A 15,962-nucleotide genomic window follows, 5' to 3' on the forward strand; every position below is an offset into this window, starting at 1 on the left:
TCAGCGATCTCGTGGGCGGTACGCCCGGCGCGGTCCGCCTCGGTGGCGACGGTTCCGTGTCCGGTGTGGGGGTACGACCCAGCCGCGCCGACGGTCCGAGCCGCGACCGACAGGTCGGTGTGACGTCCCCTGGTCGCATCCGGGACACCCGGTACGCTACTGGCGAATCGAATGATCTAATGGGCCGCACCAGGCGAGCGAGTGCGAGATGGGTGGGTTTCGTCGTGAGCTACACACTGCAGTGTCCCAAGTGCCGCGGGGTGATGCGGACCTACAACCGCAGCGGCGTGCAGATCGAGCAGTGCGACAACTGCCGGGGAATCTTCCTTGACTACGGGGAGCTGGAAGCCATCAGCCGGCTTGAAGGGCAGTTCAACCAGCCTCCGCCGCCCCCGCCGCAGTACACACAGCCCGCGCAGTACGCGCAGCCCGCGTGGGGCGCACCGCACGGGGGTCACCACGGCGGGCACGGCCATCACGGCCACCATGGTCACGGCCACCACGGTTTCGCCAAGCTGTTCTTCTCCTCCTGACCGGATCCGCAAGGGCTGTTTCTCAACGGCCGTATCCCGTGTCGTCACGTGACAGGGCCCCGGGGCCGCACCGAATATCCGGTCGCGGCACCGGGGCCCTTTCACGTGGCGACGTCCGATCACGGGGGACAACATCGAGGGAGCGGACGGCCGGGTTGGTCAGGAGGCGACGGCCTTCGTGCCGAGCAGGCTTTTCAGGTCGCCCCAGAACGCGGAGGACGCGTCGACCTCCGGCCCCAGACGCAGCAGGAGATTGCTGCGGCGGGGGCTTTCCAGCCGGATGTGCACCGGAGTGTTCCCGKGATGGGTGGACAGGATCAGGCGCAGCTCGTCGACGAGGCTCGGGGTCACCTTGTGCGTGGGCAGGGAAATCAGCACCGGCGGTCCGGCGTCCGGATTCACGCTCACGTCGAGAGTGGTCAGGTCGTGGGCGAATATGCTGATGGATCCGTCGCGTTCGTTGATACGGCCGCGGACGGAGACCACCGCGTCGGGTATGAGCTGCTCGGCGTACACCTCGTAGCTCTTCGGGAAGAACAGGACCTCGACCGACGCGTCCAGGTCCTCGACGGTGACGATGGCCCAGAGGTTGCCGTTGTTCTTGTTGACCCGCCGGTCGATCTTCGCGATCACGCCGGCGATCTGCACCTCGCCCTCGCCGCGGCCGCTGTCGAGAAGGTCGATGATCCGGGTGTCCCGGTTGCGGTCCAGAATCCGCTGGGTGCCTTCCAGCGGATGGCTGGAGACGTACAGGCCGAGCATTTCGCGTTCCTGCGCGAGAAGTTCCGGGCGCGGCCACTCGGCGGCGCTGAGATCCAGCCCGAGGCCGATTTTCATCGACTCGTCCGGCTCGTCACCGCCACCGCCACCGAAAAGGTCGAACTGGCCGAACGCCTCGTTGCGTTTCGTGCCGATGACGGCGTCGACCGCGGTTTCGTGGACCTGTGACAGGGCGCGGCGGTTGTGCCCGAGGGAGTCGAACGCGCCCGCTTTGATCAGGGAGTCGACGACACGCTTGTTGCAGACCGCGATCTCGACCTTCTCCAGGAAGTCCGGGAACGACGCRTAGTCACCCTTCCGTTCCCGGGAGGCGGCGATCGAGGCGACGACGTTCGCCCCCACGTTACGGATCGCGCCGAGACCGAAACGGATGTCGCCGCCGACCGGAGTGAAGTAGAGCGTCGACTCGTTCACGTCGGGCGGCAGCACCCGGATGCCCATCTTGCGGCATTCGGCGAGATACACCGCCATCTTGTCCTTGTCGTCCCCGACGGAGGTCAGCAGCGCCGCCATGTACTCGGCCGGGAAGTTCGCCTTCAGATAGGCGGTCCAGAACGAGACGACGCCATAACCGGCCGTGTGGGATTTGTTGAACCCGTATCCGGAGAAGGGGACCAGCACGTCCCACAGCGCCTGGGCGGCCTCGGTGGAGTAGCCGTTCTTCGCCATGCCGGCCATGAACTCCGCGTGGTTGGCGTCCAGGACCTCCTTCTTCTTCTTGCCCATGGCGCGGCGCAGCAGGTCGGCACTGCCGAGGCTGTAGCCGGCGAGCTCCCGCGCGATGGTCATGACCTGCTCCTGGTAGACCACCAGGTGGTAGGTCTCGCCGAGGATGTCCTCCAGCGGATCCCTGAGCGCGGGATGGATGGGGGTGATGGGCTTGCGGCCGTTCTTGCGGTCGGCGTACTCGATGTGGGAGTTGGCCGCCATCGGCCCCGGCCGGTACAGCGCGAGAACGGCGGCGATGTCCTCGAACTTCGTCGGGGCCATCAGCCGCAGCAGGCTGCGCATGGGGCCGCCGTCGAGCTGGAAGACGCCGAGGGTGTCCCCACGGGCCATCAGCTGGAAGGTCGGGGTGTCCGCCAGCGGAAGCTTCTGCAGGTCGATGTCGATGCCGCGGTTCTTGCGCACGTTGAGGATCGCGTCGTCGATGACGGTGAGGTTGCGCAGGCCGAGGAAGTCCATCTTCAACAGGCCCATGTCCTCGCACTGCGGGAACGGGAAACCCGTGATGATGGCGCCGTCGGCGTCCCGCCGGTGGATCGGCAGGACGTCCAGCAGCGGCTCGGAGCAGAGGATCACCCCGGCCGCGTGCACCCCCGTGCCGCGGGTGAGGCCCTCCAGCCCACGCGCGGTGTCAATGATCTTGCGGACGTCCTGGTCGCTCTCGTAGAGGCCACGCACCTCGGCGGCCTCGCTGTACCGCTCGTGCGCGGGGTCGAGGATGCCGGACAGCGGAATGCCCTTACCGAACACGTCCGGGGGCATCGCCTTGGTGATTTTGTCGCCGAGGGCGTACGGGTAGCCCAGCACCCGGCAGGAGTCCTTGACCGCGGCCTTCGCCTTGATCGTGCCGAAGGTGAGGATCTGGCACACCCGGTCCTCGCCGTACCGCTCGGTGACATAACGGATCATGTCACCGCGGCGACGTTCGTCGAAGTCGAGGTCGATGTCCGGCGGGGTGATGCGTTCGGGGTTGAGGAACCGCTCGAAGATCAGCCGGTGCTCGATCGGGTCGAGTTCGGTGACACCGAGGACGTAGGAGACCATCGACCCGGTCGCCGAACCACGCCCCGGGCCGACCCGGATGCCCTTCTCCCGGGCGTACCGGCAGATGTCGGCAACAACGAGGAAGTAGGCCGGGAAGCCCATGTTGGCGATGACGCCGATCTCGTACTCGACTCRGTCGAGAACCTCCTGCGGCGGATTCGCGCCGAACCGGTGCTCGACGCCGCGGGCGACCTCCTTACGCAGCCACGAAAGCTGGTCCTCCCCCTCCGGGACGGGGAACCGCGGCATCCGGTCGACATACGCGAAGACGTCGTCGTACGGCTGGACCCGTTCGGCGATCAGCAGTGAGCTGTCGCACGCGCCGGGAACCTGCCCGTCCCACATGTCGCGCATTTCCTCGGTGCTTTTCAGGTAGTAGCCGTCGCCGTCGAACCTGAACCGCTTCGGGTCGTCGAGCCGCTTCCCGGTGCCGACGCACAACAACGCGCTGTGCGAGTCGGCCTGGTCCTTGGTGACATAGTGGCTGTCGTTCGTGGCCAACGGCCGCAGATCGAGCCGGCGGGCGATGTCGAGCAGCCCGTCGCGGACCTTCCGCTCGATCGCGAGCCCGTGGTCCATCAGTTCCAGGAAATAGTTCTCCGGGCCGAAGATGTCCCGGTAGGTGGCCGCGGCCTCCACCGCCCTGTCGAACTGGTTCAGCCGCAGCCGGGTCTGCACCACGCCGGACGGACAGCCGGTCGTGGCGATAATGCCCTCGGCATGCTCGGCGATCAGCTCCCGGTCCATCCGGGGCTTGCGGTAATAGCCGTCGAGCGAGGCGATGCTGCTCAGCCGGAAAAGATTGCGCAGCCCCGTCGAGTTGGCCGCCAACATTGTCATGTGGGTGTAGGCACCACCCCCGGAGACGTCGCCGCCCTCGCCGTCCGGATCGGCGTCGCGCTGCCCGCCGTCACCCCAGAAGACGGGTTTCTTGTGGTGCCGGGTCTCCGGCGCGACATAGGCTTCTATACCGATGATCGGTTTGACGCCGGCCTTCTTCGCGGCCTGGTGGAACTCGTAGGAACCGAACATGTTGCCGTGGTCGGTCATCCCTACCGCGGGCATGCCCAGGCGGGCCGCTTCGGCGAACAGCAGACCGACCTTCGCCGCACCGTCCAACATCGAGTACTCGGTGTGCACGTGCAGGTGGACGAAGGAATCACCCTTGGACATTGGTCCCCTTTCGCACCGTACGGCCTCGACGAAGACCTTAACGCCTGGGCGCTTCCGCCCGGGGCCTCCCCGCATCGCGCGTCGAGTAGGCGCGTCGGACAGCCGCTCTCATTATCACAATTCGATCAACAATCGCAAATCAGGACGCTGATCCTACGTATTGACACGTCTTGTTCTACGTATTKCCACGCCCCGCCCACCAGACGCCGGAAGATCGAAGAATTGACACTGGAAGCCAGCCACACCGTTCTCGGCCGATCACGGGCGGCTACGAGCATCCGTGTGCGCTCCGGACAGCCGGGCCGTCGACAGCGGAAGGACCGTACGGTCGCCCAGCCGGCCGGGCCCGGAGCCCGGCCCCGTGATCGTGGGTGCGCCGCTCGGGCCGGCGCGGCCGCTCAGAGCAACAGATCGGCGGGGCGCACGGTGACGGGGAAGGGCTCGGTGAGCTCGCGGCGGTCGTCGCCGCGGATGGTGTCGACGACCTCGTAGACGCCGTGACGGCCGAGCCGGTGGACGGTCACCGACGGGACCTGCGGATCGATGATCCAGTAGGAGCGGATACCGGCCTCCTGGTAGGCGGTCCGCTTGTGCCGGGTGTCGTACGTGCGGCCGTAACGGGAGAGGACCTCGACCACGAGGACGGGCAGGACCGCCTCCTGGTCGGGCATGACGAGGACGTCCGGCTGGAACTTCCTGGTCACCGACACGGGCACGTCGAACGGCGCGATCAGAGTGTGCAGGCCTGCCCGCTCGGCCGCGAGCAGGACAGCGCCGAGGCGGAGCACGACCCGTTGGTGGCGGTAGTCGGGGGCGGGGCTCACGACGACGACACCGTCGAGGAGTTCCCAGCGCCGCCGGTCGTGGGGCGCGTGCTCGAGAACGTCCACGGTGTAGCCGCCGGGCTCGACAGCCCGCAGGAAGGCCAGGCCCTCGTCGAAGTCGACCTGGCCGACCGGCAGCGGCCAGCCGGCCAGGCCGGCGATGTCCAGCGGCCTGCCGGCCGGCCCGCTGGCCGGCTCGTGGGAAACCGGGTCATGCTTTACCGCCACAGCTGTCATGGTGCCACTCCTCCGCAGATCCGGACGGCACGTTTGCTGTGGAGCATACGCCATGGCGTGGCGCCTCTATGGCGATGCGTCGCCAATGCCCGCCCGGTAGATCTCCACATCCACCCGTCAGATCTCCGCCTGCCAGATCTCCATCCGCTGGATGCCCACCCGGCGGATGTCCGCCCGGTAGGCCACGGCAAGCCCGTGGGCCGAATCATCCGATTCATTGACACTTGCGCAGGAACGGTGGAATTCTCAGCCGGTGAGCGTCAGGGGGGCGGCGGATGTGCCGGTCGACCAACCTCGACGGGAGCACACCCCCGCGCACGGGCGAGGTACACAATGATCAGCCGTACACAATGATCAGCCGAAGTCGACTGCTGGCGGTGGGCGGAGTGGCGTTCACGCTGCTGCTGGCGATGGTCGTCGTCGTCCTGTCGGGGAGCGCGGCCCTCCCGTTCGCGCTCGGCAACGTCGGTTCCTTCGGCGTCGCCGGCGCCTCGATCGACACCGGCGAGCCGGCACGGCCGGGCAGCTTCACGCTGGTGCCCAGCATCGACGAGAACTCGTCCCCGGACGGCGGCCAGCTGCCGGCGGGCGAAATCCGCATGAAACAGGCGCTGATCGACGGGCTGGTCCTGGAGAAGGCCTTCGAACTGCCCGGCGGGCTGGGTACCTGGAAACTACGGATCAACGCCCCCGGACGAACAAAGGTGACCGACCTCACGCTCGGCGCGTCCCGGATCTGCGTGGAATCGATCGATTTCCACGGGGTCGCCATCGACGCCGCCGGCGGCGCTCCGCTCGCCTCCATCCGGCTGGATGCCGGCCGGGTCGTACTGGTCGGCGTCGGGGTCGAGGCGACGAGCCTGCGGTCGACCGGCCTCTCGCTGGGCAACCTCCAGGTCGGCATCGAGCGCGGCGGCTACGACCCGCAGAAATTCCGTTGCCTGGCATGAATGCTTCGCGCAAGCGGCCGGACGGCCCTCACACGAACGACCGGACGGCACGGCCCCACCTTTTCACCACTTTTGCGGCTCACACCGTTCTTACCGCTTTTGCTGCCTGGTTCTCCCGCTCCGCGGTTTCGCGGCCGTCGCCGGCAGGAGGTCCGGCTCCGGCCACGAAACGGTCCGGTGACGCGGGCCCGGTGGCCTGATGGCCCGGCCACGGCCAGCAGGGGCGGCAACGAACGTGTCCGCCACGCCGCCCCGCCCGGCCCACCTGGCGAAGCCGGCCCACCCGGCGCGGCCGGCCCACCCGGCGAAGCCGCCCCGTCGCCACCGCGAGCGCGGCCGGCCCGTGGTGGCGACGGCCCGGCCGCTGTCCGACGACCGGCTGTCGGCGGCGGGGACACCGTGGCGGGCGGCCGTGCCGACCATGGCCGGCGGGGCCGCCATCTGCTACTTCAGCTTCTCGTTCGGTCCGGCCTTCTTCGCCGCCGACGTTGCCGTGTACGGGCTGGCTGTCGGTCTGTTCATCGTCGCGTTCGGTCTGCTGATGCTCTGGTATCCGGGCGCGTGCGCGGCGCTGGGCCTGCTGTCGGTCATCGGCGGCCTGATCGCCTTCCCGATCGCCGCCGGCGGGTTGGGGGCCGGCTCGCTGCTGGCGATCATCGGTGGGTCGCTCGCCGCCGCGTGGACCCCGCCACCGGACGGCGCGTTCCTCGCCGTGCGCGCCGCCCGCGTCGGCGTGCGGGCCGCGGCGGCGGCCATCGACCTGGCGCTGGCCGGCGTCATCGTCGTCGGCCTGTACGCGACCGTCCTGAACGGGCCGGTCAAGGAGCGCATCGCCGTCTGGTACGCGCTGCACCTGGCGGCCTGGCTGCTGGTTGTCGGGCCGGGCGTCGCCGCCGCCCTGACCCCGGGCCGGCTGCTGCTCGGCATCCGGGTGTTCACGGCGGAGGGCGCTGTAGCCGCGGCGGCACCGGGTGCCGGCCCGGCGACAGGCAGCACCGTGTCAGGCACCGCCGTGTCAGGCACCGCCGTGTCAGGCACCGCCGTGTCAGGCACCGCCGTGTCAGGCACCGCCGTGTCAGGCACCGCGGCGGCGACGGGCACCGCGGCGGTGCCGGCCGCCCGGGCGGTGCTCCGCGAGGCACTGCGCACGGTGGAGGTCGTCGGCACCGTCGAACTCGTGCTGCCGCTCCCCCGGCACGTCGGTCTGGGCCCGGCCGCGCTGTGTGCCGCCGTCGTCACCGCCGGCTGGCTGCTTCTGCTGTGGACCGGCCGCGCACCCCACGACCTGATCCCACGCACACGGACGGTCTCGCTGCGCGTGGTCACCGCCCCGACGGCGTCATCCCTGGCAGCGCCCGCCCCGGCCGCGGGCTCCCCGCCTGCCGACACCCGGCCCGCGGCCGCGGTCACGAGTTCCTCGGTTTCGGATGCCCAGCCCGCGGCCGCGGATTCCCCGCCTCCCGATTCCGCTGTTCCGCCTTCTCCGCTGCCAGCCGCGGGGGTCCTGCCCCGCACCGCCCCAGATTCCGCCGTCCTGGATTCCGCGGCCGAATCCGGCCGGCGCGCCACGGGCTCGGCACCGGACCCGGACGCCCGGTGACCCGTTTCCCACGCCACCTCGGCGCGTCGTTGTCCCTGCTGGTCGTGGGCTCGGCCGTCCTGATCATCGGCATGGCCGGCACCGCCTCGGCACACGCCGGGGGCACCAACACGTTCCACTGGACGGGCCGGGACATCGAACTGCGACAGCTGGCGCTCGACGGCACGACCAGCCCGGCGGACGGCGCACCGGCCGCGCTGCTGCGCATCGGCGACCTGGTCAGCGCCGCTGACTTCCGTCTGGAGAAGGAAATCCGCCTCGGCACGCTCGGAACGTGGACGCTGGAGGTGACCGCGAACACGATAACCACGACCGGCATGCCGGCGGAGGCCGCGGCGGCGGCGGGGAGCGAGGCCTCGGAGGCAAGCGAAATCACCGCGCCCTTCACCTGTGTACGGGATGCCGGCGTCCACGGCTCGGGCCGCGGCACGGGGCCGCTGCTGGACCCGTCACTGAACCGTGCGCTCGACGTCGATCCCGCCACCGGCTATCGGGACACCGTCGTCTCGGCGGTGGTCGGCCTGGTCAGGCGCGGCGACGTCCTGCTGACGCTGGGCCGGATATACAGCGAGTCCGGCCGGATCACCATGCCCAGGCTGCGCCTGACCGGCGCCTCGGTACTGCTGCGCCCCGGCGGCTACTCCCCCGGCCTGGACGCGCCGCCGGCGTACTGCGACGGCTCCGCCTCCCATGACGCCATGTTCCAGGACGGCGTGCCCCAGGGCGGTGGGGCGCAGCGCACCGGGGCACAGGACGACGCCGCGGGCACACGAACGGCCGGTGTCACCCCCGCAGCCACCGTCCCCGCGACAACGCCAGCGACAGCGCCAGCGACCGCCTCCGGCGCGGGCGGTGCGGGAACCCCAGGCCCGGCCGCGCCACCGCCGGGGACTGCCCCCGCACCGACGACACCGGCATCCGGTCAGCCGACGCCGTCCCGACGGTGTCATCCCCTGGACCTTCTCTGCGTCCTCTCCGGACCCTCGTGATCCGGACCTCGTGATCCGGACCCTCGTGACGCTCTCCGAGTGCCCCGCGCCCGACGGAGGCAGAGAAGATCGCCGCGAGTTTGTCATTGTGTACGCCACTGGGGCCGAAAACCGTACACAACGACAAAACAGCCCAGATCATGTTCCCCGCGGCTGGCCGCGGACGCCGCCCGCGGCGCCTGATGGCCGGCATCGACGGCATCGACGGACGTCTGGGCAGCGGCCGGGCCGGCCTGTGCGGGCCGGCCGGCTGGTACCCGGGATGCTCACGTGTTCAGGCGGGCGCGGATCTCCGGGCGTCGTAGCGGCGGGAGTGTGGCCGGCGGCTGGCGGCGGGCCGGCAGCGTGTCGAGCAGCCGGTGGACCGCGGCGCCCACCTCGGCGACCGCCGTCTCGAACGCGTCCCCGGCCGTGGCCGGAGGCTGGCGCAGACCGCTGACCTTCCGGACGAACTGGCGGGCGGCCGCCTCGATCTCCTCGTCGGTCGCCGGCGGCTGAAGGCCCCGCAGTTCGGTGATGTTACGACACATGATCCTCACCGTCTCCCCACAGATCCGTATGTGCTGGGCGGCCCGCGCGTGCGGGCGGGTCACGTACGTCAGCGTCGCGGCCAGGCCGGAGTCCAGTTCGCTGTCCACCCGCTCACCGAAGAGTTCCGAAACCATTCGGACGGAGGATACGGCCGGCGGTCAGAATGAGGTCATGCCCGATACGAATCCCACCGTGTGGCTCACCCTGCAGGCCCACAACCCCGCCGTGCTCATCGACTACCTGGTCGGGACCTTCGGTTTCGACCTTGTCGCACGCCACGGTGAAGGCGAGACCGTCGAACACGCCGAACTGCTCTGGCCCGAGGGATCCGGCGGCGTCATGCTCGGCGCGTACAAGCCCGAGGGCCACTGGACGCGCGAGCCCGGCACGGCGGGCGGCTATGTGGTGACCAGCGACCCCGATCGGCTGTACGAGCGGGTACTGGCCGCGGGCGCCGACATCATCGTCAAGATCAACGAGACGCCCTACGGCTCTCGTGAGTTCGTGGTACGAGACCCGGAGGGCAACCTGTGGGCCTTCGGAACCTACACCGGCGCACCCCGGGGAGGACACCCTTCGTGACATGGAGAATCGACATGGAGAATCCTGGGCACACCATGCCGCGCTGAATCCGAGGATTCGGAGTGACACCTCAGCCGGCGCTCGAGGGCGTCGGCTGAGCGGGATTCGCCAGGTAGGCAAGGCTCTTGCACATGAGATCCGAGGATCCGATCCACATGACCGTGAAACGATCGCTTTTGCTTTTTCTGCTGACGGCGTCGGCGCAGAAGGCAGGGTCGGGCTCGCGCTTCTCGCCGCGGAATCCGAATCCGCCGGTTGGGAACGGCACTCTCTTCAGCAACCAGCAGGCCGCGCCGTCGACCAGCGCGTCGAGATCCCCACGGACGACCGCGACCATACCAAGTGACCAGTGCCAGTCATCATGCTGGTACACCTCGATCGCCAGATGGTCGGTCTCGTAGGCGCAGTCCACCACGTCGTTGGCCGCGTTCACCCTTTTGATGAACTGCTCAAGCCCGCCGCGGAACTGCGCGAACTCCCCCGCGCGTCCCCTGGGAATGAAACCGATCATCTGATCGGCAAGACCCGCGATGCTGACGCATGGATTCTGATTGATCACGCTGACCGCGTCCGCCGACGGAAACTTGGGAAGCTGGGATTTCGTGAGCCGCCCGGGCGTGGGGCAGACCGGCCCTTTCGGCTTCCGGTCCTGCCCGTTCTGCCCGTTCTGCCCGTTCTGTCGGGTCGGCCCGCCGCTCGGCCGCGAACCACCGCTGCCCCCCATATCGTCCAGACAGCCCGTGGCAAGCAGGGACAGCGCCAGGAAACCGGCCAGCGCATGCCTGGGAAGAAGCGCCGGGAGACGGACGACGAAACGCGGGACCGACAGTGCCTCCCGCGCCCTCGTCCGCCGGTACGAAAATCTCCGACAACGCCGGCCGACCGTGCGCATCACGTCTCTTCCCCCACAACATGTCATGACTCACTGGCGGCACTTCCTGATCGGTGCCACCGCCGTTTCGAGGCCCTGCCACGATCGTCAGATCGATCCTCACGGGCATCGGTCGCGGGAACATCCGTGCCAACACTGAAAACCGAAGGCCGTCAGCCCGGATGGTTGGGCACGACGATTCGGCCACGCGACGATTCGGCCATGCGGGTGCTCGCCGGCCAGCATGGGTAGCGGGTGAGGCCAGCCCGGATGACGCCCTCCGCTTCAGGGCTGGCACGGACGTGGGGACGCGGTCGTGGTGGGATCGTCGGTCGGTGGCGTCCACTGTTCTGATTGTCGACGATCTTGCGGATTTCCGGGCGGTCGCCCGCGTGATGCTGGAGACCGGTGGATACCGGGTCGTCGGGGAGGCTGGGACCGGAGCCGACGGGCTGGTCGAGGCGGCCCGGCTGCGGCCGGACATCGTGCTGCTCGACGTGCGCCTGCCCGACATCGACGGGTTCACGGTCTGCCGCGAGCTCCGTACGAGGATGCCGACGGTCAAGGTGGTGCTGTGTTCGGCCCGGGACGCCACCGACTACGGCAGTCGCATCGCCGACGGCGGGGCATGTGGCTTCCTGCTCAAATCCGAGCTGTCGTCGACGGCGCTCACGCGCCTGACCACCACATGCCAGTGATCCCCTGGCCGCCGGGGAAGATCCCCGTATGTTTGTCGTTTTGTACGCCCAGCAGCCCGAAAAGCGTGCCGAACAACAAACTCGCGGCGATCTTCTTTGGTAGCCGGCGTCCGTCATGTGCCGCCTGGCGACGCTCGCGAGCCGCCGGCCGCGGCAGGCCCGCCCGGTCACCATGATCACAATCTTTGGGTGGCGGTCGTGCCGGTGGCCTGGAGGTAGGTGAGGACGGCGAGGACGCGGCGGTGGTCGTCGGGCTGCGGCTGCAGGCCGAGCCGGGTGAAGATGCTGCGCACGTGGGACTCGACCGTTCTGGGAGTGAGAACGAGATGGTCGCTGATGGAGCGGTTGGAGCGCCCCTCGGCCATCAGGGCGAGCACTTCGCGTTCACGGTCGGTCAGCGTGTCGAGCGGGTCACGTCGGCGCCGGCCGCCGACCAGCAGCGCCGCCACGTCGGGGTCGAGGGCGCAGCCGCCGGCCGCGACCCGGCGGACCGCGTCCAGGAAGACCGCCGTCCCGGCGACCCGTTCCTTGAGCAGGTAGCCGATGCTCCCGGCGCCCGCGCCGAACAGGGTCGGCAGATAGTGGGACTCCAGGTACTGGGAGAGCAGCAGGACGCCGACGTCGGGGTGATCCCGGCGGATGGCGACAGCCGCCTCGAGCCCTTCGAGATGGTGGGTGGGAGGCATGCGGATGTCGACCACCGCCACGTCGGGCCGCAGCGCGGCGATCGCGCCATGCAGACCGGCCGGATCGGCGACCTGCGCGACGACGTCGCATCCGTGGCTGCGGAGCAGCTCGGCGACAACCTCCCGCAGGAACACCGCGTCGTCGGCGAGCACCACCCGTAATCCCGCGGACCGGCTTGACGAGGACGGCAAGGACGGCAAGGGTTTCATTGCGGATCACCCGTCGGGAGAAGCGCACGGACGATGGTGCCGTGGCCTGCGGGGCTGTGCACGGTCAGCATGCCGTCGAGTGCCGAGAGCCGGTCACGCAGGCCGAGCAGGCCCGTGCCGGCTGTTCCCGTTGCCCCTGCCGTTCCGGCTGCTCCGGCTGTGATGTCGGCCCCTCCGATTCCGTTGTCGGTGACCTCGACGCGCAGCCGGCCGTCGGCGTGTTCGACGTCGATCCGGACCTGGTCGGCGTGGGCGTACTTGAGGGCGTTGGTCAGCGCCTCGGCCACCACGAAGTAGCAGGTCGCCTCCACGGCGGGGGTCAGCACGGGTACGGCGGTCGCCGTCAGCCGCACGTCGAGCGGGGTCTGCTCGGTCAGCGCCCGCAGCGCGGGGAGCAGGCCGGCGTCGGTGAGGATGGCGGGGTGGATGCCGCGGGCGAGTGCCCGCAGCTCGTCCATGGCCGCGTCGAGCCCGTCGGCGCTGCGCGCGAGCAACGCCGTGCTCTGCTCGTCGACGGTGCCGTCGAGGCGCTCCTGGGCCAGGCGCAACAACAGCCGCGCGACCACGAGCCGTTGCTGCGCGCCGTCGTGCAGATCGCGTTCGAGGCGGCGTCGTTCGGCGTCGGCCGCGGCGACGATCCGCATCCGCGAGGCCCGGACCTCGGCGAGCTGGGCTCTCACCTCGGCGGCCAGCCGCTGGTTGTCCAGGGCCAGCCCGGCCGCGGCGGCCATCGCCTCGAGGCGGTGCGGGTCCTCCCGCAGCGCCGGGTCGTGGAACAGTGCCGCGACCCGCCGGCCGTCGCGTTCCACCGGCCACACGGCGCGCTCCGCATCGTTCTCCGGCATCCGCAGCGGACGGCCGTCCCCATCGATGAACGCCTCGGACTCCGGCCGCCAGTAGCCGACCCGCAACGACGGGTCGCCCAACGACCGCGCCAGGAGTCTTTGCAGGTCGGCGGGTGACAGCGGCTCGCGCAACCGTCCCAGCAGATCCCCGACGGCGGTGCGTCCCAACTGGACCCGCAGGACCCCGCCGAGAAACGCCAACGGCAGCAGGCAGAACGCCACCCAGTAGACCCACAGGAACGTCGAGTGCCGCGGATCCGCCGAGCCCACGGCCCCGCCAGCCACCGTGGCGGCGGCCCCCACCAGAGCCGTGAGGAAGACCGGTGCGAGCACCCGCCGCAGCGGCCGGCTGGCCGTCACCCAGCGGCGGACCAGCACCACCAGCACGCCCACGCCGATCGCTGCGCCGATGCTCTCCTCAATGTGGTTCACTGCCCGCGTCAATGGCAGGTTGTCGGCGACAAGCAGCAGGTTCGGAATCGGGATGGGACGCTGGCGGCTGTCGAAGAACAGGGCAGCGACCAGGGGAAGTCCGAAGACCGTGGCATACGCGGCTGCGACGAGCAGCCGCTGTGCCCGTGAGGCCAGGCGCCCGCTCGGGAAGGCCAGCACCAGGCGGGTGGCGAACCCGCTCGACGCCCGGGTCAGCAACAACCCGGCGGTGTATATCACCGGGGTGCGTGACAGTTGCAGGTCCTCGGCGAAGAAGCCGACACCGACCAGGACCATCAGCAGCCCCACCCGGTTCATCGGCCGGCGGGCATGCGCCACCGCCCCGGCGGCGAGAAAGAGGAAACCGCCGGTGGCTCCCAGAACGGTGTCCACGATGGGATGCGAACCGTCCCGCACCTTGAACACCAGCCCGGACACCCCGAGCAGCACCCCGAACCCGACCGCGAGATACACCACCAGCGTTGGCGTCAGCAGAGCACGGAAAGACAACAGCGGACGAGGCACGAAAGCCCGTCCTGCCACCCCCTCGATTCTCACAGAGTGATCGTCACAGCGCCCTCCGCGACTGTCAACGACATTACCGCGACATCACCGTCGACGACCGCCACAGTCGATCACTGTGTCTCCACCCCGGTAGCTCTGACGAGGGCCGTAACCAAGCACGGCGCACTGGGCCAAGGTGCCAGGATGCCACCGAAGCTGGGACTACAGGGCGCGTGGCTGCCGATCTCACGGAAGCCGGTGGCGCCCGCAAACGTGGCGATGACCGTGACGGCGAGCACGAAACACAGCTCGTATATCTTCCCGCGCGGTTTCCGGAAATCCGCTACCTGGCCCAGCGCGGAAAGAATACTGCCGACGTCTTCCTCGTCGGCTGGCGCCGGCGTTCTCGACGGGGCGGCGGCGGTCTGGCATGATGGCACATGATGGCCTTATCTTTCGGGTTCTGATTGGTCGCGCTTTCACTGTCCCGAACGGGAGGCCACTTCTTTCGCAACGACAGGCCTGGGTTCCATCAACTCAAGTTCTGCGACGCGCCGCCGCCGCATCGCCGCTGGATTTCCGAATCGTCGCTCGAACCGCCGGAGAGAATACCCGGCGTGCAGTTGGCGCGCCGGGCGACGTGCCAGCCGGCCTCCGCGGCGGGCGCGAGCAACCAGGATGCCCAGGACTGGCGGTAGAGCAACCACCCAGCGCAACGAGTCGCCACCCTATACGATCTTGCCGAGGCTCTGGTAGTGCGCCAGTCTGCCTCTGTGTATCGTTCGGATTCATGGGTGACCTGGCAGGGCACTGGCGGGAGTTGAACAAGGCATACTGGGATGAGCGGGTGCCRATTCATCTGGGTGCGGCCCTCTACGACATGGAGGGATTTCGTGCCTGGCCCGATTCTCTGAAGGACTTCGAGACAGCCGAGGTGGGGGATGTCAGGGGCAAGAGCCTGATCCATCTGCAGTGCCACTTTGGCCGGGACACGCTGTCGTGGGCGGCACGAGGAGCGCAGGTCACCGGACTGGACTTCTCTCCACCCGCGATCAGAGCGGCTTCACGACTCGCGACCGAACTCGGCATCGACGCACGCTTCCTGAYCGCGGATGTCTACGACGCGGTCTCGGCGGTCGAGGTGGAGACCTTCGACATTGTCTATGCCAGCTTCGGGGCACTGAACTGGCTTCCCGACATCAGCCGCTGGGCGTCGGTGGTCGCTGAACTACTGGCTCCCGTTGGGTGCCTGTACCTCGCGGAGTTCCATCCCTTCAGCTTCGTCCTCGACGACGAGACCGGAAGCACGGTCACGCACGACTACTTCGATGAAGGTCCGGAAGCCTCGGGAGCAATGCCGCTAAGATAAGATCCGCCCGGTGATCATTATCGTTGGAGCGAAACGCACGCCTCCGTCGGATGACTTCTTGGTCGGGAAGTTGTGTCGGTTTCCTTTCTTGCTGACGCGAGGGTAGCGTCGGGGTCTGCGCTCCCGTGTGATTCGTTCAAGGATCTCGGCGATGGCTCTGGTGATCGCCCGCGCGAGTGTCGAGGGGGGAAAAGGCCGCCTGATCGGTGATCTGGCGGCGGACGATGTTCAGGGTTCGTTGGAACGAGAGCCGGTCGGGGTCGATCCCGTCGGTGTCAGCGGCCTCGACCATGAGCGCGCGGATTGCGTAGTGGGCGAGGAGGAGTCCCCAGAACTCCTGACGGACCATCTTCGGGGATTTTGAGCGCAGTCCCGCAC

15 protein-coding genes and 2 pseudogenes are annotated in these 15,962 nt (G+C 68.9%); 9 read left to right on the top strand and 8 right to left on the bottom strand.

The features are described from left to right. Window positions 1-179: 179 nt before the first annotated feature. A complete protein-coding gene (locus tag BL254_RS15850) occupies window positions 180-533 on the top strand; it encodes a zf-TFIIB domain-containing protein (RefSeq protein WP_175648388.1) in 354 nt (117 codons plus the stop codon). A gap of 159 nt (window positions 534-692) precedes the next feature. On the opposite strand, the gene dnaE is transcribed toward BL254_RS15850, so the two are convergent. Next, window positions 693-4,256, bottom strand: a complete 3,564-nt coding sequence (gene dnaE, locus BL254_RS15855) for a DNA polymerase III subunit alpha (RefSeq protein ID WP_076843796.1) — start codon at window positions 4,254-4,256, stop codon at window positions 693-695. Window positions 4,257-4,654: 398 nt separating this feature from the next. After that, window positions 4,655-5,317, bottom strand: a complete 663-nt coding sequence (locus BL254_RS15860) for a Uma2 family endonuclease (protein ID WP_157180588.1) — start codon at window positions 5,315-5,317, stop codon at window positions 4,655-4,657. 275 nt (window positions 5,318-5,592) lie between these two features. Here BL254_RS15860 and BL254_RS15865 point away from each other — a divergent pair, with 275 nt between their 5' ends. The 3 genes from BL254_RS15865 to BL254_RS26180 all read left to right on the top strand — a co-directional run bounded on the left by BL254_RS15865 (window position 5,593) and on the right by BL254_RS26180 (window position 8,856). Beyond that, on the top strand, window positions 5,593-6,267 hold the full coding sequence (locus BL254_RS15865) for a hypothetical protein (protein ID WP_157180587.1): 675 nt from the start codon (window positions 5,593-5,595) through the stop codon (window positions 6,265-6,267). A gap of 199 nt (window positions 6,268-6,466) precedes the next feature. After that, the gene (locus tag BL254_RS15875) at window positions 6,467-7,867 is read left to right on the top strand and encodes a DUF6114 domain-containing protein (protein WP_139342346.1); all 1,401 of its coding nucleotides are present in this window, start codon (window positions 6,467-6,469) and stop codon (window positions 7,865-7,867) included. Continuing rightward, window positions 7,864-8,856, top strand: coding sequence for a hypothetical protein (locus BL254_RS26180; protein ID WP_076843802.1), 993 nt, complete (start codon window positions 7,864-7,866; stop codon window positions 8,854-8,856). The genes BL254_RS15875 and BL254_RS26180 overlap by 4 nt, the downstream gene beginning before the upstream one ends. A 266-nt stretch (window positions 8,857-9,122) precedes the next feature. On the opposite strand, the gene BL254_RS15885 is transcribed toward BL254_RS26180, so the two are convergent. Continuing rightward, window positions 9,123-9,386 (bottom strand): DUF2277 domain-containing protein, encoded by a 264-nt coding sequence (locus BL254_RS15885; protein WP_047224521.1) that lies wholly within the window; start codon window positions 9,384-9,386, stop codon window positions 9,123-9,125. A 21-nt stretch (window positions 9,387-9,407) separates the two neighbouring features. On the opposite strand from BL254_RS15885, the pseudogene BL254_RS29495 reads away from it, so the two are divergent. Together BL254_RS29495 and BL254_RS15890 are read left to right on the top strand one after the other, a co-directional pair. Beyond that, window positions 9,408-9,500 (top strand): annotated as a pseudogene (locus BL254_RS29495) (AraC family transcriptional regulator); the annotation flags it as partial. Window positions 9,501-9,558: 58 nt separating this feature from the next. Further along, a complete protein-coding gene (locus BL254_RS15890) occupies window positions 9,559-9,969 on the top strand; it encodes a VOC family protein (RefSeq protein ID WP_047224494.1) in 411 nt (136 codons plus the stop codon). A gap of 70 nt (window positions 9,970-10,039) precedes the next feature. On the opposite strand, the gene BL254_RS26190 is transcribed toward BL254_RS15890, so the two are convergent. After that, on the bottom strand, window positions 10,040-10,480 hold the full coding sequence (locus BL254_RS26190) for a hypothetical protein (RefSeq protein WP_139342347.1): 441 nt from the start codon (window positions 10,478-10,480) through the stop codon (window positions 10,040-10,042). A gap of 695 nt (window positions 10,481-11,175) precedes the next feature. Between BL254_RS26190 and BL254_RS15900 the strand changes: the two genes are divergently transcribed. Next, on the top strand, window positions 11,176-11,538 hold the full coding sequence (locus tag BL254_RS15900) for a response regulator transcription factor (RefSeq protein ID WP_047224492.1): 363 nt from the start codon (window positions 11,176-11,178) through the stop codon (window positions 11,536-11,538). A gap of 176 nt (window positions 11,539-11,714) precedes the next feature. On the opposite strand, the gene BL254_RS15905 is transcribed toward BL254_RS15900, so the two are convergent. From BL254_RS15905 to BL254_RS29500, 3 genes are all read right to left on the bottom strand, one after another. Beyond that, window positions 11,715-12,380: a response regulator transcription factor gene (locus BL254_RS15905; RefSeq protein ID WP_371390742.1), complete on the bottom strand. Its 666-nt coding sequence runs from the start codon at window positions 12,378-12,380 to the stop codon at window positions 11,715-11,717. Between the two features lie 50 nt (window positions 12,381-12,430). Next, window positions 12,431-14,254, bottom strand: coding sequence for an ATP-binding protein (locus BL254_RS15910; RefSeq protein WP_254858201.1), 1,824 nt, complete (start codon window positions 14,252-14,254; stop codon window positions 12,431-12,433). 92 nt (window positions 14,255-14,346) lie between these two features. Next, the gene (locus BL254_RS29500) at window positions 14,347-14,532 is read right to left on the bottom strand and encodes a hypothetical protein (protein WP_371390748.1); all 186 of its coding nucleotides are present in this window, start codon (window positions 14,530-14,532) and stop codon (window positions 14,347-14,349) included. Between BL254_RS29500 and BL254_RS28460 the strand changes: the two genes are divergently transcribed. Both BL254_RS28460 and BL254_RS15920 read left to right on the top strand, forming a co-directional pair. Next, window positions 14,449-14,649, top strand: coding sequence for a hypothetical protein (locus tag BL254_RS28460; protein ID WP_235433739.1), 201 nt, complete (start codon window positions 14,449-14,451; stop codon window positions 14,647-14,649). The genes BL254_RS29500 and BL254_RS28460 overlap by 84 nt on opposite strands. 356 nt (window positions 14,650-15,005) lie before the next feature. Further along, window positions 15,006-15,584, top strand: coding sequence for a bifunctional 2-polyprenyl-6-hydroxyphenol methylase/3-demethylubiquinol 3-O-methyltransferase UbiG (locus tag BL254_RS15920; protein ID WP_076843806.1), 579 nt, complete (start codon window positions 15,006-15,008; stop codon window positions 15,582-15,584). A gap of 136 nt (window positions 15,585-15,720) precedes the next feature. On the opposite strand, the pseudogene BL254_RS15925 reads toward BL254_RS15920, so the two are convergent. Continuing rightward, window positions 15,721-15,962: pseudogene (locus BL254_RS15925) on the bottom strand (hypothetical protein); the annotation flags it as partial.

It is taken from the genome of Protofrankia sp. BMG5.30 (assembly GCF_001983005.1).
GTDB lineage: Bacteria > Actinomycetota > Actinomycetes > Frankiales > Frankiaceae > Protofrankia > Protofrankia coriariae.

Coding starts and splice junctions, on each gene's coding strand:
- BL254_RS15890 (WP_047224494.1), top strand. CDS start 9,559: ATGCCCGATACGAATCCCACCGTGTGGCTCACCCTGCAGGCCCACAAC.
- BL254_RS15875 (WP_139342346.1), top strand. CDS start 6,467: ATGGCCCGGCCACGGCCAGCAGGGGCGGCAACGAACGTGTCCGCCACG.
- BL254_RS15885 (WP_047224521.1), bottom strand. CDS start 9,386: ATGTGTCGTAACATCACCGAACTGCGGGGCCTTCAGCCGCCGGCGACC.
- BL254_RS26190 (WP_139342347.1), bottom strand. CDS start 10,480: ATGATCGGTTTCATTCCCAGGGGACGCGCGGGGGAGTTCGCGCAGTTC.
- BL254_RS15865 (WP_157180587.1), top strand. CDS start 5,593: ATGTGCCGGTCGACCAACCTCGACGGGAGCACACCCCCGCGCACGGGC.
- BL254_RS15860 (WP_157180588.1), bottom strand. CDS start 5,317: ATGACAGCTGTGGCGGTAAAGCATGACCCGGTTTCCCACGAGCCGGCC.
- BL254_RS15850 (WP_175648388.1), top strand. CDS start 180: ATGGGCCGCACCAGGCGAGCGAGTGCGAGATGGGTGGGTTTCGTCGTG.